This is a genomic window from Ensifer sp. Root423 (assembly GCF_001426275.1).
GTDB classification, from domain to species: Bacteria; Pseudomonadota; Alphaproteobacteria; order Rhizobiales; family Rhizobiaceae; genus Ensifer; species Ensifer adhaerens.
In genome coordinates, this window is record NZ_LMEG01000023.1 from 515003 (window position 1) to 535739 (window position 20737).

20 protein-coding genes and 1 pseudogene are annotated in these 20737 nt (G+C 62.4%); 8 read left to right on the forward strand and 13 right to left on the reverse strand.

What is annotated here, in order from left to right; genetic code table 11:
- Positions 1-203 precede the first annotated feature (203 nt).
- The gene (locus tag ASD01_RS21815) at positions 204-1529 is read left to right on the forward strand and encodes an MFS transporter (RefSeq protein ID WP_060529190.1); all 1326 of its coding nucleotides are present in this window, start codon (positions 204-206) and stop codon (positions 1527-1529) included.
- 113 nt (positions 1530-1642) lie between these two features.
- Here the strand turns inward: ASD01_RS21815 and ASD01_RS21820 are convergent, their stop codons facing one another.
- From ASD01_RS21820 to ASD01_RS21830, 4 genes are all read right to left on the reverse strand, one after another.
- Positions 1643-2521, reverse strand: a complete 879-nt coding sequence (locus ASD01_RS21820; RefSeq protein ID WP_060529191.1) for a sensor histidine kinase — start codon at positions 2519-2521, stop codon at positions 1643-1645.
- Positions 2522-2714: 193 nt separating this feature from the next.
- Positions 2715-3068: a methyltransferase family protein gene (locus ASD01_RS36915; protein ID WP_244495277.1), complete on the reverse strand. Its 354-nt coding sequence runs from the start codon at positions 3066-3068 to the stop codon at positions 2715-2717.
- An 8-nt stretch (positions 3069-3076) separates the two neighbouring features.
- Positions 3077-3316, reverse strand: a complete 240-nt coding sequence (locus ASD01_RS36920) for a hypothetical protein (RefSeq protein WP_244495278.1) — start codon at positions 3314-3316, stop codon at positions 3077-3079.
- Positions 3317-3419: 103 nt separating this feature from the next.
- Positions 3420-4052 carry a methyltransferase domain-containing protein gene (locus ASD01_RS21830; RefSeq protein ID WP_244495279.1) on the reverse strand — a complete coding sequence of 211 codons (633 nt, stop codon included), beginning with the start codon at positions 4050-4052 and terminating at the stop codon, positions 3420-3422.
- Between the two features lie 280 nt (positions 4053-4332).
- On the opposite strand from ASD01_RS21830, the gene ASD01_RS21835 reads away from it, so the two are divergent.
- On the forward strand, positions 4333-5586 hold the full coding sequence (locus tag ASD01_RS21835) for a S41 family peptidase (protein WP_244495286.1): 1254 nt from the start codon (positions 4333-4335) through the stop codon (positions 5584-5586).
- A 26-nt stretch (positions 5587-5612) separates the two neighbouring features.
- Here the strand turns inward: ASD01_RS21835 and ASD01_RS21840 are convergent, their stop codons facing one another.
- Positions 5613-5981, reverse strand: coding sequence for a hypothetical protein (locus ASD01_RS21840; RefSeq protein WP_060529193.1), 369 nt, complete (start codon positions 5979-5981; stop codon positions 5613-5615).
- A gap of 112 nt (positions 5982-6093) precedes the next feature.
- Entirely contained in the window at positions 6094-6660 is a 567-nt protein-coding gene (locus ASD01_RS34905; RefSeq protein ID WP_082572837.1) for a chemotaxis protein CheB, read from the reverse strand.
- A gap of 496 nt (positions 6661-7156) precedes the next feature.
- On the opposite strand from ASD01_RS34905, the gene ASD01_RS21845 reads away from it, so the two are divergent.
- From ASD01_RS21845 to ASD01_RS21855, 4 genes and pseudogenes are all read left to right on the forward strand, one after another.
- Positions 7157-7624 carry a hypothetical protein gene (locus ASD01_RS21845; RefSeq protein ID WP_156623679.1) on the forward strand — a complete coding sequence of 156 codons (468 nt, stop codon included), beginning with the start codon at positions 7157-7159 and terminating at the stop codon, positions 7622-7624.
- Between the two features lie 177 nt (positions 7625-7801).
- A partial coding sequence (locus ASD01_RS36925) for a glycosyltransferase (protein ID WP_244495287.1) occupies positions 7802-8286 on the forward strand: 485 nt, incomplete at its 3' end.
- Position 8287: 1 nt separating this feature from the next.
- Positions 8288-8901 (forward strand): annotated as a pseudogene (locus ASD01_RS36930) (glycosyltransferase); the annotation flags it as partial.
- A 1109-nt stretch (positions 8902-10010) separates the two neighbouring features.
- The gene (locus tag ASD01_RS21855) at positions 10011-11819 is read left to right on the forward strand and encodes an ABC transporter ATP-binding protein/permease (RefSeq protein ID WP_060644372.1); all 1809 of its coding nucleotides are present in this window, start codon (positions 10011-10013) and stop codon (positions 11817-11819) included.
- 128 nt (positions 11820-11947) lie between these two features.
- On the opposite strand, the gene ASD01_RS21860 is transcribed toward ASD01_RS21855, so the two are convergent.
- Both ASD01_RS21860 and ASD01_RS21865 read right to left on the reverse strand, forming a co-directional pair.
- A complete protein-coding gene (locus ASD01_RS21860) occupies positions 11948-12775 on the reverse strand; it encodes a bifunctional allantoicase/(S)-ureidoglycine aminohydrolase (protein ID WP_060529196.1) in 828 nt (275 codons plus the stop codon).
- Between the two features lie 69 nt (positions 12776-12844).
- Positions 12845-13531 (reverse strand): GntR family transcriptional regulator, encoded by a 687-nt coding sequence (locus ASD01_RS21865; protein WP_060521105.1) that lies wholly within the window; start codon positions 13529-13531, stop codon positions 12845-12847.
- A 193-nt stretch (positions 13532-13724) separates the two neighbouring features.
- Between ASD01_RS21865 and ASD01_RS21870 the strand changes: the two genes are divergently transcribed.
- A complete protein-coding gene (locus ASD01_RS21870) occupies positions 13725-14369 on the forward strand; it encodes a flavin reductase family protein (RefSeq protein ID WP_034797914.1) in 645 nt (214 codons plus the stop codon).
- A gap of 3 nt (positions 14370-14372) precedes the next feature.
- Positions 14373-15104, forward strand: a complete 732-nt coding sequence (locus ASD01_RS21875) for an aspartate/glutamate racemase family protein (RefSeq protein ID WP_060529197.1) — start codon at positions 14373-14375, stop codon at positions 15102-15104.
- A gap of 65 nt (positions 15105-15169) precedes the next feature.
- Here ASD01_RS21875 and ASD01_RS21880 read toward each other — a convergent pair whose 3' ends face one another.
- The 5 genes from ASD01_RS21880 to ASD01_RS21900 form a co-directional block, all read right to left on the reverse strand.
- Positions 15170-15817: a YceH family protein gene (locus tag ASD01_RS21880; RefSeq protein ID WP_060529198.1), complete on the reverse strand. Its 648-nt coding sequence runs from the start codon at positions 15815-15817 to the stop codon at positions 15170-15172.
- A gap of 282 nt (positions 15818-16099) precedes the next feature.
- Positions 16100-17080 carry an ABC transporter ATP-binding protein gene (locus ASD01_RS21885; RefSeq protein ID WP_234798773.1) on the reverse strand — a complete coding sequence of 327 codons (981 nt, stop codon included), beginning with the start codon at positions 17078-17080 and terminating at the stop codon, positions 16100-16102.
- Entirely contained in the window at positions 17077-18063 is a 987-nt protein-coding gene (locus ASD01_RS21890; protein ID WP_034797922.1) for an ABC transporter ATP-binding protein, read from the reverse strand. The genes ASD01_RS21885 and ASD01_RS21890 overlap by 4 nt, the downstream gene beginning before the upstream one ends.
- Positions 18060-19544 carry an amidohydrolase family protein gene (locus ASD01_RS21895; protein ID WP_060529199.1) on the reverse strand — a complete coding sequence of 495 codons (1485 nt, stop codon included), beginning with the start codon at positions 19542-19544 and terminating at the stop codon, positions 18060-18062. The genes ASD01_RS21890 and ASD01_RS21895 overlap by 4 nt, the downstream gene beginning before the upstream one ends.
- Entirely contained in the window at positions 19541-20734 is a 1194-nt protein-coding gene (locus tag ASD01_RS21900) for an amidohydrolase family protein (protein WP_060529242.1), read from the reverse strand. Before ASD01_RS21900 ends, ASD01_RS21895 begins: the two co-directional genes overlap by 4 nt.
- Positions 20735-20737: the final 3 nt, after the last annotated feature.

Here is a 20737-nt window from a genome sequence, read left to right on the forward strand (position 1 = left end):
CGCAGTGCAGTGACGACCGTATCGCTCTATGCGCGTTTGTACGGGCGCAAAGGCATATTGTCGGTTCGATGCCGGCTGTTCCAGCGAACGTTAGGCACGAACTAGAATGAGGCATGTGCGCAGGTACGTGCACGGCATTCTTGATATCAGACGCCAATTGGTCAACACTCTAACGACAAGACGTTCGATCGTCGGAGAAATTCATGGTTTCGGTCGCTAACCCAACATCGTCTGGTCTCGAGCGGGATGCACGTCGCATTCACGAGGACGACAAGCCTCTGTCCCCGGGCAGCATCGCCATCGGCGTGGTCATTGGACGAACCTCGGAATTCTTCGACTTCTTCGTCTACGGCCTCGGCTCGATCCTCGTTTTTCCGAAGCTGATTTTCCCGTTCGCGCCCAATGCGGTCACCGCGACGCTCATGTCCTTCGCGCTGTTCCCGCTCGCTTTCCTCGCCCGCCCGGTCGGCTCCTTCGTCTTCATGTGGGTCGACCGCAACTACGGGCGCGGCACGAAGCTGACGATCGCGCTCGTCATTCTCGGTGGCTCGACGGCGTCAATCGCCTTCCTGCCCGGCTATGACACGATCGGATATTGGGCGGTGGCGCTATTGGCGCTGTTCCGGCTGGGCCAGGGCTTTGCGCTCGGCGGCGCCTGGGACGGCCTCGCATCGCTGCTGAACCTTAATGCGCCGCAGAATCACCGCGGCTGGTACGCGATGATCCCGCAGCTCGGCGCGCCGATCGGCTTTGCGCTTGCGAGCATCCTCTTCGGTTATTTCGTCAGCAACCTTTCGCAGGAAGATTTCCTCGCCTGGGGCTGGCGCTATCCGTTCTTCGTCGCCTTTGCGATCAACGTCGTGGCGCTTTTCGCGCGCCTGCGCATCGTCGCCAGCAAGGAATTCGGCGCCGCCATGGAAGCCAAGGAGCTTGAGGCGCGGCCGGTCTTCGAGATGCTGAGCAAGCACAGCATCGACGTCGTGCTCGGCGCCTTCGTGCCGCTCGCAAGCTTCGCGATGTTCCACCTCGTCACCATCTTCCCATTGAGTTGGGTGACGCTCAATGGCGGCCAGTCGGCGGCTGAATTCCTGTGGGTTCAGGTGGCAGGTGCCGTCGTCGGCGCCATCGGCATCGTGCTTTCGGGAGTGATTGCCGACCGGGTCGGCCGCCGCAACCAGCTGATGATCGGCGCGATCCTGATCGCGATCTTCAGCTTCTCGGCCCCCTTCCTGCTCGATGCCGGCGGCAAGGGCCAGGACGCTTACATCCTGATCGGCTTCGCCATCCTTGGCCTTTCCTTCGGCCAGTCCTCGGGCGCCGTCTCCTCGCGCTTCACCCAGTACTATCGCTACACGGGTGCCGCCCTGACGTCGGACCTCGCCTGGCTCGTCGGCGCCGCTTTTGCGCCGCTCGTGGCACTCGGGCTTGCCAGCAGCTTTGGCATCATCTTTATCGGCGGGTACCTGATTTCGGGTGCGATCTGCACGATCGCGGCGCTGAGCCTCACCCGCGCGCTCGACCAGCAGTAAGATCCAGAGGCAGGCGGGCCGCGGTTACGGGCGTCCCGCTTGTTCGTCCTTTCCTCGTGTGACCTTGATTGCGAGGAACGGAAACGCGATCGGATTAACCGGTCCTGCAGCCGTCAAAGGCGGACTTCGACCTCAAACCCCTGCGTCTTGCCGCGCGCCGGCGAAGCGATGAGCAATTGGCCCTGCATCTGCGCGACCAGCCGCTCAACGATGGCAAGTCCGAGCCCGGAACCGAAGGCCTCGGTCGGCCCGCGGACGAAGCGCTTGGTCAGGTTGGCGCGGGCGTCCTCGGCGACAACAGCGCTTTCGTTCGTGACGCGGATACCAATTGGGTCGACATGGAGATCGACCCGGCTGCCCGGGGGACTGTGGATCAGGGCGTTTTCAAGAAGATTGCGCAAGACGATCGCAAAGGCGTCCACGCGGATCGGCCGTTCAAGTACGGTGTCCTTGGCGACCTGAACGTTCAGGCGGTTGGCGCCGAGTGCCGATCGCTCCAGATCCTGCATCACGACCATCAACACCGGCAGCAGATCTTGCTGCTCGTCCGAAATCGCAATCTCCGCTTCGGCGCGCGACATCTGCAGTAACTTCTCGGCAAGCCGGCTCAGATGCACGAGCGCACGTTCGATCTGGGCGGTTCGCGGTTGGTATGCCGGGGGCACCTCGCGCGCCAGCCGTTGGGTCTGCGCAAGCGCACCGGCAATCGGGGTCCGCAACTCATGGGCGCTGTTCGAGGTGAACTCTCTCTCCGCCTCTAGACCCGCCTTCAGCCGCGCCAGAAGCAGGTTCACGGAACGCGCGATCGCCCGCAGTTCGCGCGGCAGCGTCGCCTCGTCGATCGGCGCCAGCTTGCCGCTGTCCTTGGTCAGGATATCGTCGCGCAGCTGCGACACGGGCGACAGCGTGCTGCGAACGACGAAGACGATCGCAAGGATGCTGCCCGGTATCAGCACGAGCAGCGGCAAAAGCAGCGCCGGGATGGCCGTCAAGTCCTTGAGCGCCCAAGCGGCGAAATGCGGTGAGGCTGCCCGCCTCGGCCGCCGCCTACGGGGCCGGAGGATTTCAGGAGGCGACGGGATCGCGAAAGGCCCCGCGCCTCTTCTTGTAGCTGATCACCGCCGTCGCGATCCCGACCAGAGCCATCGCGCCGCCAAGAACGGCCAGCACGCCAACATTCCGGCCTCATGGCTCGTAGGTCGCGAATTTGTACATCTCCGTCGCGAGCACCGCGATCATGGCCGCCGAGAAGGTCGAATAGTCCTTGCCGACGATACGTCTGATGTTGGACGCCATTCCTTCCGTGGAGTGGCTGAAGTTTGAAAGGCGCAGCGCCCAGCGCGGCACGTCACGGCAATATGCCTGATAGGCTTCGCTGGAGGTGCGAAGCAGAAAAGCTTCCTCCGCATAGACGATGCATTGGTACATGAAGGCAAAGAGCCCGATGCCGATCACGATGAGCAGCGGGTTGCCGTGCAGCAGGAAAACGCCGGAGTAGAGCAGCATGTCATAGAGCGGGTTCCGGCAAACGCCGAACATGCCCTCGGTTACCAGGTCCTTGGCGTAGACCCTAGGCCACCACGCTGGATATACTTATAGCCGACGACCGTCGCGCGAAGCGCCAGGCCGGCCAGAATGACGAGGATCGCGACCGCATCCTTGGCCAGCGTCAGCAGCGGGTTGTCCAACACCAATGCCGGCGGCGGCATCGGCAGGAACAACACCGCGATGATCGCGGGAAAAAGCTGGTTGCGGAAGCGGAAGAGAAAATTGCCGATCGCGATCATGGTCGGTCCGTCCTACTTGATCGCGACAATGCCGCAGAAATTATACCAGCGGAAAAAGACCTCGACGCTGCGGAAACCCAATACAGCAGCTGGAAATATTCCTTCAGACGGTACGGAATGAGACGTTGTCAAGCGCCTCGCGCTTCCTGGCGATCTCGATCTCGGAAAAGCCGTTGCGGCGCTTATAGTCGCAGTAGTGCTCGTTGAGAGTCGCATCCTCGCTGGTCAGCTTCTCAACGAGCAGCAGAGCGTCGCGCTCGTTGTGGCCGTCGTAGATCGAGCGCACGAACTGCAAGGTCAGAAGCATCAGGACGACGCTGGCATTGTGGATCTCGATGCCGTGGTGCAGGTCGCCGCCCCTCAGATCAATCGCCCGGTTGGAATTTACCTGGACGATCTTTTCCTTCGCCTTCTCGATCATGTCGGGAGCGTTGTCGATGCCGACGAAGCGCACGGCGGGATCAACCATGGCGTCGAGCCCGGACAGCGTCGTCGCGGTCGAGCAGCCGATGTCGTAGAGGTTGGTATCGGCTTCGGCAAAGTCGCTAGCGAGTTCGCAAACCATCCGCTGGATTTCGCCGTAGTAGGAAACCGATCGGCTGACCATGTCCTCGAAGACGGCGGCCACGGTTGCATTGAAGGCGAAGTCGCCGACATTCTCGTCCGGTGCGGCAAAAACCTCGTCCCGGCGGTGGCTGTTGTCGTGCACGTGTAGATGCGGGGCCTTGCCAACCATTCGCACTGCCTTTCTTTTCCGGAGCACGCCAAAGGAGAGGGCAGTCGCCTCTGTCCCCGGAGCGATCGATGCCCCACACAAGCCACCCTAACCTCACACGAACCTGAAAGGTTTGGCCGCGTGGGGTCGGCAGATCGTTGTGCCGGGGCGGGGATCACGGCGTGATCACGCGATTTTGCCGGCAGGTGTGCGCGCTTTTGTCGATAATCGGCGGCGTGAAACCGGAGCAACGACCATGCGGCCGAGACTAAGTTGTACGGCGTTGATCGCCAGCCTCGTCATGTCTATGGCCGCTGTGGCGTGGGCCGCGGAGCTGCCACGCTCCGGCGAGCCGACGTTCGACCGGGTGATCGAACTCGTGAACGCGAACTTCTATGACGGCAAGGCCCTCGACCGTTTCAATGCCGCCGCCCAGGCGGAAATCACGGATTCCGCGGCGACACTATTCAGGACGAGCCCGGCTTCCCGCGTCGATGCGGCGATCACGTCCGTTCTTGCAAGTCTCGGGGTTTCGCACACCGGGCGCTTCAAAGCCGACACGATCGACTACTTTGAGCTCGCCGACATTTTCCGCTTCGCCATCCGTGACGATATGCGGCGTCTCTTTCCGCCGGATGGCGCCGCGCGCTATCCCGGCATCGGCATGGTGACGACGGTTAAGAATGGGCAGCGGTTCGCCAGCGATGTTTATGACGGATCGGCCGCCAAGAGGGCGGGCCTCCTCGTCGGCGACGAGATCCTTTCGGTCGACGGGCGGGCTTATCATGAGATCGGATCCTTCGAAGACAAGGTCGGCCGCACGGTCGAACTTCGGCTCCGCCGCCACCGCGATGCGGAGCCATTGCCGCTGCAGGTTGCGGTCGAAAGCTTACGACCACTTCCGATGTTCGAGCGCGCGATCGAAGAAAGTGTCGCGCTCATCGAGACTGGCGGCCGGAAGATCGGCTATGTGCGGCTCTGGACCCTTTCCACGCGAAACGGGCTCGATCTCGTCGCCGAGGCGCTTTCGAGCGACCCGCTGAAGGATGCAGAAGGCCTCGTCGTGGATCTGCGCGGCCGTTGGGGCGGCGGGCCCGCAGACGCAGCCGAGTTTCTGGTCGGTGGTACGCCGACGTTCCGGCTGATTCCGCGCCGGGGCGAAGCCACGCTAGCCAATTTCCGCTGGCAAAAGGCTGTGGTCGCGCTGATCGACAACGGAACCCGCAGCGGTCTCGAACTCTTTGCCTACACACTGCGGCAACACGGGATCCCGCTCGTCGGCGAGCGGACGGCTGGTGCTCTGCTTGCCGGCCGTGCCTATGTGCTACCGGACGACAGCCTCTTGGAAGTGGCGGTGTCGGATGCGGTCATCGGCGACCAGCTAAGGCTTGAGGGGGTGGGCATCGCGCCGGATGTGCAAGTGGCGTTTCCGCTTGCCTATGCGGCCGGCAAGGATCCGCAGCGGGAAGCCGCGATCACTGAGATGCTGCGCATACTCCAAGCCACGCCGGCGCCGGAAACCCTGCCGGCGCAAGAACCGGCCGCAAGCAGGTGACGCTTGGCGCCTCGCAGAACTATGTGTCAGCTGATGCCGCCGGCTGCGACAACCTCCCGTCCGAGTCTCACAACTTCGCTGACGAACAGGTCCAGGTCCTCCCGTCGCGTCCGGTGATTGTTGACTGCCACGCGCAGGCAATGCTCGCCGTGTACCGTCGTGTCGGAGATGACGGCGGTCCCCTCGTCCTGAAGCCGCAGCATGATTTCCGTGTTCACTGCCTTCAATCGCTCAGCCGTCATGTTCTCCGGATGGTCACGGAAGCAGACGATGTTGATGTTGGTCGGCGCCACGAGTTCGAGCTGCGGCTCTGCCTCGACGAGGCCGCTCAGATAATGGCCTTGAGCAACATTCTGGTTGACGAGGTGGCCAAACTTCTCGATGCCGTGCTCCATCAGCGACACTGCTCGATCGCGCGGCGCAAGGCGCCGATATCGATGCGCGGTTCCGCATCCGTCGCGATGCCTGCATCCTTAATGCTCTCAATCTGATCTATGCGAATCTACTTCACAACTCACGTGGGCTTCCTCGGCCCGATCGTACCCGTTCGCAAATAAAATCAGCAATTGCGGGAACCGCTCCAGTGAAATCGATTTCGCTCTTGATTTCCGGGATGTTGGTCTCTTTAGGCTCCTCCACTACCACCGTGCCGCCAGCCTCCTTAATCGCCTTCAGTCCCAACCATCCATCCTTCAACAGTCCTGTAAGGGTTACACCAATTACGCGTCTTCCGACGCTATGGGCGAGTGACCTAAAGAGCGCATCTATTGTGAACCCTCGATAATATCCGTCAGCGAGGAGGCGCATCCGGGGTCCAGGCCCGACTGTCAGGAGCTTGTCCGGCGGTCCGACGAAGCAAGCCCCTGTCTCGAGGGGATCTCCCTCTATTGGAACAACAACACGCAAGTGGGCCACCCGCCTCAAAGTCTCTGGCAGATAGCTATGGGGGAATGGAGACCGGTGAAGAACCACTAGGACGGCCGCCGACAGGTTTTCCGGCAGTCGCCCAACGAGATCAGTGACGCCTTCTACCCCGCCAGCAGGCGCACCAATTGCCACAATGTCAGGTCTCATGGATCAAACTGATACCAGCGCTACGATATATTAGGTCTATCTCATTTTACCGCGCTGCGCGACATCATTTCAACACACGTGAAGGGTTTGTAAAAAGGCGACGCGCGAGGCGTCGCCATGCGCGAACGCTCAGTCTAGCGACGTTTGGTGGGACCACTTATCGACTGCATCCACCGTCGAACCCCGCTACGAAGACAGCTCTGGTCGCAGACTTCCTATGTCCAAGGCGCGCGCCAGATTGTGGTAACGGAGCAGGGCTGCCGGACAGTTACGCGCGCGAAGATCTGCCCGCCGACCAAAGATCGCGATCTCTCGTACTTCTCCGTAATCCGGCGAAGCACATCTTGAAGGTTTCTCCGGACAGCTCAAGTCCGGCTCATCGACAGAGCAGACCTCCTTCGCCCGCAGAAAGCGAGAATTCGGCTTTCTACAAACGGCTTGATTTCGCGGACAAGCGGCAGTCGACAACCGTATGGACTTGCATGATAATACCCACATGGCGCGAGAAAATGGCACGGTCTCACCTAGAGGGGCAGAGTATACCGCAAGCCTGCGACGGGCAACGCTCTTCCTTGGGTTCCTTTACCAGTTGATGCAGTTCGTCATCAGCAACACGCTGTGGGCTTCACTCGGATACGACCCGATAGCGATCTTGCCGATGACGCTCATCCTAATGCTGAGCGGAACACTCATGTCCTACGCGATGGCGGCGGTGCTCTTTCTCTTCCGTGACCAGTCCATCGTCTTCAAGCTTTTGCTCGGCTCCGCCCTGTCGCTCGGGGCCGGAGCGATCAACGCGGGCGTCGATTTCCTCAGTCATGGCCTGATTGAGCATGGCGACCAGATCGGGACTGTCTGGACCAATGTTAGGTACGACGTCATCTACTGCACAGCGCTGTTTCACGGATGGGCTTTTCTCTACATCGCGCTTCTGGCGAATTTCGAACTACGCGGGCGGCGCTGACTGTGCAATAGCGGGCGCTGTGCTACCAGGTCAATCCGCTCTTTCTGTTCAACAGGCCGGCGATTTTGGGCGTTACGACAACCAGAGCTTCTACCCTAGCTGCGGTAGAATCAGCCTGCATGCCTCGAAAGAGCGGATTGCGCCGACTTTAAGGAACCGGTAATATAACTCGATGAGCTGAGAGCAGCGAAAGTGCAAGGAATCGGAGTGGCCGACCTCGCCAACGCGCGCATAACTATCATTGTTTCTGCACTCGGCGCCGGCGGCACCGAGCACGTCGTCAGTCTCGTTGCCAGCCACTGGGCCCGCCTCGGCTGCACCGTCACGGTGATTACGCTCGAAGCGCCGACCTCCGAACCCTATTACAGGCTCGATCCGCGCGTCGCCATCGAGCGGCTCGACGTGCCGGTTCAGAAGGCCGGCAAGCTGCGGGCCGCCTGGCTGGTGGCAAGGCGGCTCTACCGACTGCGCTCGACGATCAGCCGCACCCGTCCCGACTTCGTCCTGAGCTTCCTGACGCGCACGAATGTGTTGACGCTGCTCGCAACACGCGGCCTCAGGCTTCCGGTGATCGTGTCCGAGCGCAACAACCCGGCGGTGCAGCCCTTCGGCCCCTTCTGGAAATGGCTGCAGCTTCGTCTCTACCCGCGCGCCTTTGCGCTNATCGTGTCCGAGCGCAACAACCCGGCGGTGCAGCCCTTCGGCCCCTTCTGGAAATGGCTGCAGCTTCGTCTCTACCCGCGCGCCTTTGCGCTGGTGACCATGACCAAGGGCGCGCTGGACTATTTCCGGCCGAATGTGCGCCGCTCCGGCCGGGTGATCGCCAATGCGATCAATCTGCCCGACGGCTGGCAAAAGAAGCGCGGTAACAATGTGCTCACCGCCGTCGGGCGCCTGACTGAGCAAAAGGGCTTCGATCTGCTGCTCGAAGCCTTTGCCAAGGTGGCCAGCGACCACCCCGAATGGAAGCTCGTCATCTGGGGCGAAGGCAAGGCGAGAAAGGCGCTGGAAGCCCAGCGCAACGCGCTCGGATTGGCCGACCGGGTGGAAATGCCCGGCCTCACCGCAAAACCCGGTCTCTGGGTCGAAACCGCCGACCTCTTCGTCCTGTCATCCCGCTACGAGGGCTGGGGCATCGCCCTGCTTGAAGCGATGGCCGCAGGCCTCCCCGTCGTCTCTTTCGCCTGCGAATGGGGCCCGACCGACATGATTGCCAACGGCGACGACGGCATCCTCGTCGAAAACGGCGACATCAACGCCCTGGCCGAAGCCCTCTCNTTTCGCCTGCGAATGGGGCCCGACCGACATGATTGCCAACGGCGACGACGGCATCCTCGTCGAAAACGGCGACATCAACGCCCTGGCCGAAGCCCTCTCCAACCTGATGGGCGACGAGACCCTGCGCGCCCGTCTCGCGGCCAACGCCGAAGCCAATGTCAGGCGCTACGACGCCGAGCATATCCTCTCCCAATGGGACGCCGTGGCGATGGCGGCGCGAGAACACACGGCCGGACGCAAAACCGAAATCCTGCGCCGTCCCCGTCTTCGGCTAGACGCTTGATCGCGCTTGCTGGGAGCGGTGTGTTGAAGGCCGTGCGGAGTGCACATGCGAGACATCGCCAACAGGTAGGCTTGTCCCTGTTGGGAGCCCAGACACGAACTCGGTGCCTCAATTGCGGAAGAGTCGCGGTTCGGTCGATCTCCGGAGGGCCTGTCGCTGATGGTCAGCGCCGTCGGCTTCTTTACGTCGTAGCCGCCAAAGGCACTACACGATGGATGTCCGACCAAGCCGACCAATCTCGATAAGCGCAATCCCCAGCGGGCTGCACCGACGGCTTCAGCCTGACGTGGTCCGTGCGTCCCGACGACGGGACCCTGCCACCGGGCGTGGTGGGGGTTACCTGCCCGGGCTTCGGTATCGGTACTTGACGTCGCCGTTTCGCCAGCCCTCAATCAATAAGTGTGTCGGAGGCTTTCTCGCGATCCGCCCTCAGCGACCAGTGATGATAACCGTCCTTGATGGCCGCCTGCCGAACCATCGCCTCACCGAACGGCGCGAGCCATCCGAGCACCAGTGCGTCCCACTTCTTCTAGCCGGGGGTCCCGGGTCTCTCTTTGCTGGTCGCGGATTTGATCGAGATGCGCCGACATGCCGGTTCCTCCCTCAGTGCCGTGTTTCGACCTCGCTCACGAAACTATGAACCCTCTGGGAGGGGTGCAATTCAACTTTCCCGCCGCAATTCGGGCAGCATGCCGCATTGACACGGATTTAACGATCCGCGCTGTGACCGCGGTTACACGTGGGCGCAGCCAATCCGCGCTAGGGAGAGAGGGTAAGGCAGGCTATATTCTACTTGAGGAGACCGGGAAGGAGAGATTCGCACCGATGTCGAACCGGACGAACGGCGAAAATAGCGGCCGGATAGAACCAAGCGACGAACAATCCCTCGGTGATCAATTGCGGATGATGCATCGGGCCTTCATGGCCTCGCCACTGCGCAACAAGATCATTGGGCTGAGCATCAGCATCACCGTTGTCATTGTTGTGACGGCTTTTGGTCAGATCATCCTCAACCGATGGTACAAGCCGTTCTACGACACGCTCGAGCGACGCGACCTTCCGGCCTTTCTCCATCAACTCGTCGTCTTCGCCCAGATCGCCGGCGTGCTTCTCGTTCTCAATGTTCTGCAAACCTGGCTCGGCCAGGTCATCAAGCTGCGCTTGCGCGAAGGCCTGACCCAGGACCTGATCACTGAATGGATGCGCCCAACGCGTGCGTTCCGGCTGGCGAATGCCGGCGCCATCGGCATCAACCCGGACCAGCGCATCCATGAGGACGCGCGCCACCTGACCGATCTCTCGGCCGGACTTTCGATCGGCCTCTTCCAATCCGGCATTCTGCTGGTGAGCTTCATCGGCGTGCTGTGGTCGCTGTCCGACGGTTTCGTCTTCCATGTCGCGAGCTATTCCTTCGACATTCCCGGCTACATGGTCTGGGCCGCGATCCTCTATGCGGGCACCGCCTCCTGGCTGAGCTGGCTCGTCGGCCGGCCTCTGGTGGCGCTCAATGGCGAACACTATGCCCGGGAGGCGGCGCTGCGTTTCTCGCTGATGCGCGTCAACGAACATATCGAAGCCGTGTCGCTTTCGTCAGGCGAAGCCAACGAGAAAAAGCGGCTGCAGCGCGACCTCGCCTCGGTGCTCGAGATCAGCTACGGCTTGCTGCGCGCCGTGACGCGGCTCACCTGGGTGACCGGCGGCTATGGCTGGATTACCGTCGTTGCGCCGATCGTCATTGCCGCACCGGTCTATTTCGCTGGCGACCTCAGTTTCGGGGGGTTGATGATGGCCGTCGGCGCCTTCACTCAGGTGCATGCGTCGCTGCGCTGGTTCGTCGACAATATCGGCGCGATCGCCGACTGGCGCGCCACATTGCTGCGCGTCGCCGCCTTCCGCTCGGCGCTCTTGATGACCGACGAACGGCACGAGGGCGACAAGCGCATCGACTTCAAGACCTCCGCTACGCCGCAGATGAGCTTCGACAACATAGAAATCGTCTCGCCGACTGGCTGCATCCAGCTTCGCGAGCCGAGAGTCACCATCAATCCGGGCGAGCGCGTGCTCGTCACCGGCGGGCCTGAGGTGGAAAAGGCGCCGTTCTTTCGCGCGATCGCTGGGCTCTGGCCTTGGGGGCACGGGCGCATCGCACTGCCGGTGGACGACGGCCTCGCCTTTGTGCCGAAATCTCCCTATTTCCCGCCGGGCACGCTTGAAGAAGTGCTCGCCTATCCGAGCCCGCCCGATACCTACAGCAAGGGCGAACTCGCCGCCGTTCTCTCCAAGGTCGGCCTTGGCCGCCTGAGCAGCCGGCTCGACCAGGATGCGCGAAAGCAGATGAACCTCAGCGAGGCCGAGCAGCGTCTTCTCGCCATCGCTAGGCTCAGCCTGCACAAGCCGCGCTGGCTGATCATCGATGAAGCGCTCGACACCCTTGAGGACGACGCCTATCAGCGCGTGCTCAAATTCATGGACGACGAGCTTCAAGGTGTTGCGATCGTCAACATCGGACGCACCGAACGCGGCAGCGACTTCTTTACCCGCGTGCTCCACCTCGACAAGAATCCGACCGGCAACACCTTCAGGCGTCTCCAGCCGCGCAGCCTTCAGCCGGCCGATCCGCAACTGGTGGACTGAGAAGGTGAACGTGCCCTCGTTCAGCCGTTGAACAAAGGGATGCGGGTGCCGCCATAGTCATCTGATTACAAAGAAAAAACGCGCGGTCGGTTGAACGCGCGGTTTTGTCTATCCTAGCGTGGGCTCGCTTAACGCGAGCGCAGCTTCATGTGGCGGTTCACGTCCTTGTAGAGCAGGTAACGGAACTTACCCGGGCCGCCGGCATAGCAGGCCTGCGGGCAGAAGGCGCGCAGCCACATGTAATCGCCGGCCTCGACCTCGACCCAGTCCTGATTGAGCCGGTAGACGGCCTTGCCTTCGAGCACATAAAGGCCGTGCTCCATCACGTGCGTCTCGGCAAAGGGAATGATCGCGCCGGGCTCGAAGGTGACGATCGTCATGTGCATGTCGTGGCGCAAGTCCGTCGGGTCGACGAAGCGGGTCGTTGCCCACTTGCCTTCCGTGCCCGGCATCGGCGACGGGGTGATTTCGGCCTCGTTGATGAAGAAGGCTTCCGGCGCGGGCAGGCCATCGACGTACTCGTAAGCCTTGCGAACCCAGTGGAAACGAACGATCGCTTCACTTCCGTTGCGAACCGTCCAGTTGCTCGCCGGCGGGATGAAGGCGAAGCCGCCCGGCTGCATCTTATGCGCCTTACCGTCGAGCGTAATGGTCAGTTCGCCCTCGACGACGAAGATCGCGCCCTCGGCGCCTTCGTCGAGTTCCGGCCGGTCGCTGCCGCCGCCCGGGGCGATTTCCATGATATATTGTGAAAATGTTTCAGCAAAACCGGAGAGCGGGCGCGACAATATCCACAGACGGGTCTTGTCCCAGAATGGCAAATAGCTGGTGACGATGTCCATCATCGTCCCCTTCGGAATCACCGCATAGGCTTCGGTGAAGACCGCGCGATCCGAAAGGAGTTGGGTTTGGGGCGGGTTGCCGCCATGCGGCGCATAGTAGCTACGGTTGGTCATATCTTCCTTCAGTTTGCTTGCAGGCACCGCCTCCTCTAAAGAGCGGTGCAATGGGTCGCGCACGCAGCATCAAAGCAATGCGGTGCGAAGATCGCGGGGCTGGTCTTTCTCCTCGTCCAGATCCAGTTCCGCTTCGACGTGGTTCAGGTGCTCGGCCATTTCCTTGATCGCGCTCGCGACGTCGCGTGACGCGATGTACTCGACCACGGCCAGATGTTCGTCCGGTCCGCAATTGTGCAGGTGGTTCGACCGGTACATTGCGGTGATCAGGGATGTCCGGGACACGAGGTCGCGCAGGATACCGAAGAGGAAGGCAGACCCCGAAAGCTCCGCGAGCAACAGGTGGAAACCACCGGAAAGCCGAACGATATCAGAGAGATTGCCGGATCGGCCGGCAATGCGCTCCTCTTCGATATGGGCGCGCAACCGGACGATATCCTTGGGATTGGCGCGCTCGCAAAGCCGCTCGACGACCCGCTGTTCGATCGCCCTGCGGGCAACGAAGACATCGCGTGCCTCGTCTACCGAAGGCTCGGAGACGAAGGCGCCCCGGTTCGGCATGATCGTCACCAGGCCATCGCGCTCGAGCGCGGTCAGTGCCTGGCGGATGCGAGCCCTGCTGACGGAGAATATTTCGGCAAGTTGTTCTTCTTTCAATCGCGTTCCCGGCCGTAGCCGACGCTCTGCAATCGCAAGCCAGATCTTCTCGCAAATGATCGCCGTCGGAGCACCGGCGACTTCGTCCGCGTTATACATGAAATCTCCCTTAGCCGTTCGCTTACTCTCGCCGTGCGGCGCTCAAAGTCAATTCCATCCGCTGCAGTTAGATATTGACTACAAAATTGTAGACAATATTGTGTACCGCAACTTGATGTGCAATGGCAACCGCTTAAACACGACCGTGCGACCGGCAAACAGACCGGGGCCGCGGCGCCAATTGAGAGCTCCGATGGACTTCGATTTCACAGAACTGCCGGCCCAGGACCGTTACCGCCTGCTGACGAACTTCATCGGTCCGCGACCGATCGCGCTGGTCTCGACGCTCTCGCCGAGCGGACAGGACAATGCCGCGCCGATGAGCTTTTTCAATGTCTTCTCGCACGACCCGCCGATCGTCATTCTCGGTATCCAGACCCGCCCGAACGGGGAAGAGAAGGACACGGTCGCCAATATCCGGCGCACCAACGAGTTCGTCGTCAACATGGTGGACATGGCGATCGCCGACCAGATGCTGGTCTGCGGCCTGTCCTTCGAGCCGGATGTCGACGAAGTGGCAATCGCCGGACTGACGGCGGCTGACGGCCTCAAGGTCGGCGCCCGCCGCATCGTCGAGTCACCCTGCTCGATGGAATGCCGCGTTGAGCGGCTGATCGAATATGACCGCCGCGTCATCGTTCTTGGCGAGGTCGTGCATATGCACGTGCGTAAGGACTGCCTCGACGAGGAAGGCCGCTACGTCGACCCGTCCCAATACCAGCCGATCGCACGGCTGCACGCCAACAACTACATCACATCGGATCGTCAGTTCGTCATGCCGACGCCCGACATTACCGCCTATGCCCCCCCTGCAAACGCCATGCGGAAGACGAGCTGATCCATGCGTATCCTGCTGATCAATCCGAACTCCACCCGCTCGATGACCGAACAGGCGCATCGCAGCGCCGAGCGCGTCGCTGCATCCGACACCCAGCTCGAATCGATCAACCCGACATCGAGCCCAGCCAGCATCGAAGGCCATGCCGACGAAGCGATGGCTGTGCCAGCGATGCTTGCGGAAATCCGCAAAGGCGAAGCGCGCGGCATCGATGCCTATGTAATCGCCTGCTTCGACGATCCCGGACTTGGCGCTGCACGCGAGATCGCTCGCGGTCCGGTCATCGGCATCTGTCAGGCGGCCGTGCAGGTGGCGATGAACATTGCGACCCGCTTTACGATCATCACCACCCTGCCCCGCTCCGTGCCGATCATCGAGGACCTCGCCGAGGCCTACGGTGCCGGCCATCGCTGCCGCAAGGTGCGCTCGGTCGACATGCCCGTGCTGGCGCTGGAGGAGGATCTGGCCCACACCGAGGAGATGCTGGTTCAGGAGATCCTGAAAGCACGCCAGGAGGATGCCGCCGAAGCGATCATCCTCGGCTGTGCCGGTATGTCTGAGCTCTGCGACCGCCTGAAGGCGCGTACCGGCATGCCTGTGATCGACGGCGTGACGGCAGCCGTGAAGCTTGCCGAGGCGCTCGTCGGGGGCGGTTATGCCACCTCGAAGGTCGGTGCGTACGACTATCCGCGCGCCAAGGAAGCGCCGGCCTGCCGGCTGGTCGACGCCAGCTGAGCGCATCCGAATATGTCACCGGGCGCACATGGCGCCCGGGACATTTTGTTTCCGACGCCGCGCTGTCAGCGCGTCAGGGCGTCAAGCTGCTCCTCCAGCGTCGCCACCTTCCGCTCAAGCGCTTCCAGTCGTTCTTCGAGAGCTGATAGGGCCGAACCGCTCGGCGCCGACGACACGGCCGCCCTTTCGGCAGGCTGCTCGACTTCACCACACAAGAGATGCGCGAAGCGGTCTTCTCGCTGGCCGGCACCCCGGTTCAGTTGAACGATGAGCGGCGGCCGGCGGCCCATCATCAGATCCAGATTGTCCTTCAGCTCCTCGATCGACGAGAACCGCGCCATGCGCTCGCTGCGCGCCCAAAGCTCGTAGGCCGTCTGCGGGCCGCGCAGAAGAAGCAGGCCGAGCACGACGATCTGCGGCGACGTCAGCGAGAAGCGGTTGGCTGCGAGGTGCTCGTAGCGCTCGACCCGCGAGGCAAATGCTTGCCGGACCAACCCTTTCTGCCCCAGAGACGAGAGAGCGCGGTGGATCTCGACCTGCTCGAGCGCCATGACGGGATCGCGCGCCGTTTTCTGGTTGGCAGCCGAATGCGCCGAATTGAGCGTCAGCGGATAGACGTCGGGCGTCGTTTCCTTCTTCTCGATCAGGCATCCGAGAACGCGGGCTTCAACGGCATTGAGGACGGGGAAATCGGTGTCGGAGGTCGTGTTCATAAGCCAACTCTTCAAATCAACGCATTTCGATCCCGGCCGGATGTCCCGAGCGGGAAGCGGTCCGACCATTGGCCCCTACCCTAACGAGAGTGCTGGAGCCCGGGAATGGTCATCGGTCTATTTCGTTGAATTCCGGTTAGCAGTCTAGCATTTGCCTTCCGACAGCGATGCGAAAGGGGCATGCGAACTGCTTGGCGCAAATACTGAAATTGCCGGCGGCAAAAAAGAGGCTCCGCGACTGGTACGACACGGAGCCCAAGTCTTCAGGGAAAGAGGTTGGCGTTACGCTGCGTTGATCGCCTTCACAGTTTCTTCGATGCGGTGGCAGGCGGCACGCGAGCCGTCAGCGAAGCTGCGCATCTCCGGCCGCTCGCTCTTGCAGCGCTGGTCTGCAAACGGGCAACGCGGATGGAAGGTACAGCCGGACGGCGGGTTCAGCGGGCTCGGCACTTCGCTCGCCGCAATGCTGCGCCCGCGCTTTGGATGGGTAATATCCGGGATCGTCTCCAGCAGCAGCTGGGTATAGGGATGCCTCGGATTGGCAAAGAGTGTCTCGGTGTCTGCCTCCTCGACGATGCGTCCGAGATACATCACGGCGATCCGGTCCGACATGTGGCGAACCACGCTCATGTCGTGGCTGATGAACAGATAGGTCAGCCCCATCTCGTCCTGCAGCTTGCGCATGAGGTTGAGGATCTGCGCCTGGACCGACACGTCGAGCGCCGAGGTCGGCTCGTCGCAGACGAGGAACTCCGGCTCGCCGGCAAGCGCGCGGGCAATCGAGATACGCTGGCGCTGGCCTCCCGAAAACTCGTGCGGGAACTTGGCACCGTCCGAGGGCGCAAGGCCGACGATCGTCAGCAGTTCGCCGACCCGGTCCATGATCTCGGCTTCGGAGTTGCGCAGCTTCAACTCGCGCAGCGGTTCGGCGATGATGTTGCGCACCCGCCAGCGCGGATTGAGGCTTGCATAGGGATCCTGGAAGATCATTTGGGCCGAGAGCGGCTCGCCGTTCTTGCTCGGTGCAAACCGCACCTCGCCTTCGCTGGCGCGATAAAGACCTGTGACCAGCCGCGCCACCGTCGACTTGCCGCAGCCAGATTCGCCGACGAGGCTCAGACAGCCGCCCATGGGCACGCTGAAGCTGATATCGTCCACGGCGCGCACGAACTGCCGCGGTTTGCGCTCGATGACCCGGTTCAGCCAGGGTGCCGAAACGTCGAAGTTACAGGTCAGGTCGTTGACCGTCAGGGCATCACTCATAGCACTCCTCCTGCATTGAGCCAGCATGCGGCGACGCCGGTCCCGACTGGCGCCGGTTCGGGCCGGTCCTTGCGGCAACGCGGCCCGGCATCCGGGCAGCGCGGGTTGAAGGCGCAGCCGGCGGGGATCGCGTTCAGCCGCGGCATGGAACCGTCGATCTGGTTCAGCCGCTCGACGCGGCGGCCAAGCGCCGGGATCGAGCCCATCAGGCCCCGCGTATAGGGATGACGGGCGTTTTTCAGCACCTCGGCGACCGGGCCGATTTCGACGAGCCGCCCGGCATACATGACCGCGACGCGATCGGCCGTCTCGGCAATCACGCCCATGTCGTGGGTGACGAGCATGACCGCCGTTCCGTGATCGTCGCAAAGACGGCGAAGCAGCGAGGTGATCTGCGCCTGGATCGAAACGTCGAGCGCCGTCGTCGGTTCGTCGGCGATGATCAGCTTCGGTTCCGCAGCAAGTGCCAGGGCGATGACGACGCGCTGGCGCATGCCACCCGAGAACTGATGCGGATAGTGGTCATAGCGTGCCTCGGGCGCCGGAATGCCAACTTCCTTCAGGAGCTGGATCGCCCGCGCCTTGGCATCGGCCTTGGAAAGCTTCAGGTGAAGGCGGATGGTCTCAACAAGCTGCGCCCCGACGGTGAAGAGCGGGTTCAGCGAGGTCAACGGATCCTGGAAGATCGCACCGATCTGACGGCCGCGCACCTGCTGCATCTGCTTGTCGTCGAGCTGGTCGATGCGGCGGCCGCCGACCCAGACCTCGCCGCCGGAAATGCGGCCAGGCGGCTCGAGAAGACCCTGGACGGCAAGACCGGTCATCGACTTCCCGGCGCCGGACTCACCAACGACGCCAAGAATTTCGCCGGGGCGAATGCTGAGCGAAACGTCGGATAGCGCCTGCACCGTTCCATGGCGGCCAGGGAATTCGACGCAGAGACCGCGCACGTCGAGCACGGCCGATGAGGTATGTTCAGTCATCGCTGCACCTCCAATGGGTAGCTCGGCGGGAAGATCTCGCTGACAGGCGGGTGACCGAAGCTCCGCTCCGGATACTTGGCAATCAGGCCATCGAACTGGACCTGTGCCTGCGCGCGTGCCGCGTTCATGTCGAAGCCTGCCACCTCGCCATATCGCATCGACAGACGGCCATCGACGAAGACCGCCTTGGTGACGCGTCCGGAACCACCGACGACGAGCGTCGTGATCGGATCGATCGCAGGCGCCATGTGATGGTCCATAAGATCGAACACGGCAATATCGGCACGGGCGCCCGCTTCCAGGCGACCGAGATCCGAGCGACCGAGGGCCTTGGCGCCGCCAAGTGTCGCAGCATCAAAGAGATCGGCGCAGCTGACGGCTGACGGGTCGCCTTCGACGACGCGGGCAGCGATCAGGCCGACGAGTAGGTTCATCAGCATGTCCGGCGGCGTCGTATCGGTGCCCATGGCAATATTGACGCCGCGGGCCTTGACCGAGCGGAACGAGTTGAGCGTGCTGCCGCCGCGGGCCGAAACCAGCGGGCAGTGCACGATACTCACGCCGTTTTCGGCATAGAGACGCAGATCGTTGTCGGTCGCCTGGGTCGCATGCGGCGCAATCAGCCGGTCGCTCAAGAAACCGAAGCTCGCCAGCCATTCCGGCGCCGTCTTGCCATGCAGGCGGCGGACGGTGTCGACCTCCATCGTGCCCTGCGCAGCATGAAGCCGGATCGGGCAATTGAGGTCGCGCGCCGCATCGGCGGTGCGCACCAGCAGTTTCTCGGTGCAGGTTTCCACCCGGTCGGGAGCCAGCAGGCCCTTCACCAAGCCACCATGGCGACCTTCATGGTCACGGATGAAGCCAATCGCGTCGTCAAGGCCCTTCAGACCCCTTGCCTCGTCGAAGATCGCTTCGAGTTGACCCGGCGCCGTCACCATCATGCCGCCGGCGCGATAGGCCGGGCTCAGATAAACGCGAAGACCCAGGTCACCTGCGGCGTCGGATGCGGCGGCGAATTCAGCAACGGTCTCGCCCCATTCGCGATAGAAAAGCGAGGCGATCGGCGCTGCGGTGGTGATGCCATTCAAGAGAAGCTGCGCGAAGGCGAAGCGCTTCTGGAACGCCAGCTCCTCCTGCGTGTACATCTCATAGGGGCCGCGCTCGATGTAGCTCAGCGGCCAGACGCGACCCTTGGCCCAACCAGGCTGATGGTCGATCGCTAAGATCGTCGTGTCGAGATCAGACAGCGCATCGAGGTCGATGAGCCCGGGGCTGATCATGGCTGCGCCGAGATCGATGCGGCGTGCCACCTCTCCTTCGAAACGTGGGCCGACATAGAGCAGCGTGCCGCCCTCGATGACGACTTCGCCGTTCGGGATCAGCCGGTGCGAACCGTCGCGGTGCCCGAGCACCCATTGTGCTGTCAGAAGCGTGCGTCCTTCGGCGCGCTCACCGAGCGTCAAATCCTTGATGTTGGTCATGGGATCGCCACCTCCGCCACGCCGTTGCGGGCGACGACGCGGCCACGCTTGACGACCAGCGGCCGCGGCGCGACGTCGACGACGGCATGCGCCAGCGTCTCGCCGGTGAGCAGGGTGAAATCGGCATCGCAGCCAACATCGAGGCCATATCCCTTGATATCCATGACGTCGGCGCCGCCCTTGGAGCAGACGTAAAGCGCATGGTCGAGATCGACGTCGCGGCGCAGGCCGTTCTTCATGCCGAGGATGCGGGCACGATCCATCATGTCGGGTTGGCCCCACGGACCCCAGGTGTCGCGGATACCGTCGCAGCCGGCAGCAACCTTCACGCCGGCATCCTTCAGACGCATGATCGAAGGCACGGTCGAAGACGGAGAGCCTGTCGTGACGATACGGATATCGAGTTCGGCGATCTGTTCGATGAGACCGCCGACGCGCAGATAATCCGGTGCGCCGAGCGCAAAGGCGTGGCTGATTGCGACCTTGCCCTGCATGCCGAGCGCGCGGATGCGCTCGAACATCATCTCCATGCTGAAGGCGCCGAGTTCGCCCTGCTCATGCAGGTGAATGTCGATCGGCTTTCCATGTTTTTCGGCAAGGCCGAAGATCGCGTCGAGATGGCCCTTTGGGTCGCGATCGATGCCACAGGGGTCAATGCCGCCAAGGACTTCCGCGCCATTGCTCAGAGCCTTGTCGAGCAACTCGACAGTGCCGGGCCGCGTGACGAGGCCCGACTGCGGGAATGCGACGATCTCGATATCGATGACATCTTTCAGCACCTGGCGGGTCTCGATGATGCCTTCCATCAGCCGAAGGCCGTGGGTGGTGTCGATGTCGACATGGCTGCGGATGTGGCTTGCGCCATTGGCAGCGAGCATGATCGCCTGGCGCATGGACTGACGGTGCGGGTCGATGCCGATTTCCAGCCGCTTTTCGCGTTCGAAATCGATGCGTTCGCGCAGCGTTGCGGTCTTGGCGTTGACGTGCCAGGGCATGCCCCAGACCGACTTGTCGAGATGGGTATGCGCCTCGATCAGACCGGAGATCACGATATGACCGTTGCCGTCTTCCACGGCCACGCCATCGGCGGCGAGGCCCTTGCCGAAGGCGGCGATCTTGCCGTCGCGCACGAGGATGTCGGTCGCTTCGCCGGCGTTGGGCCTGACGTTACGGATCAGGAGATTGGACATCAT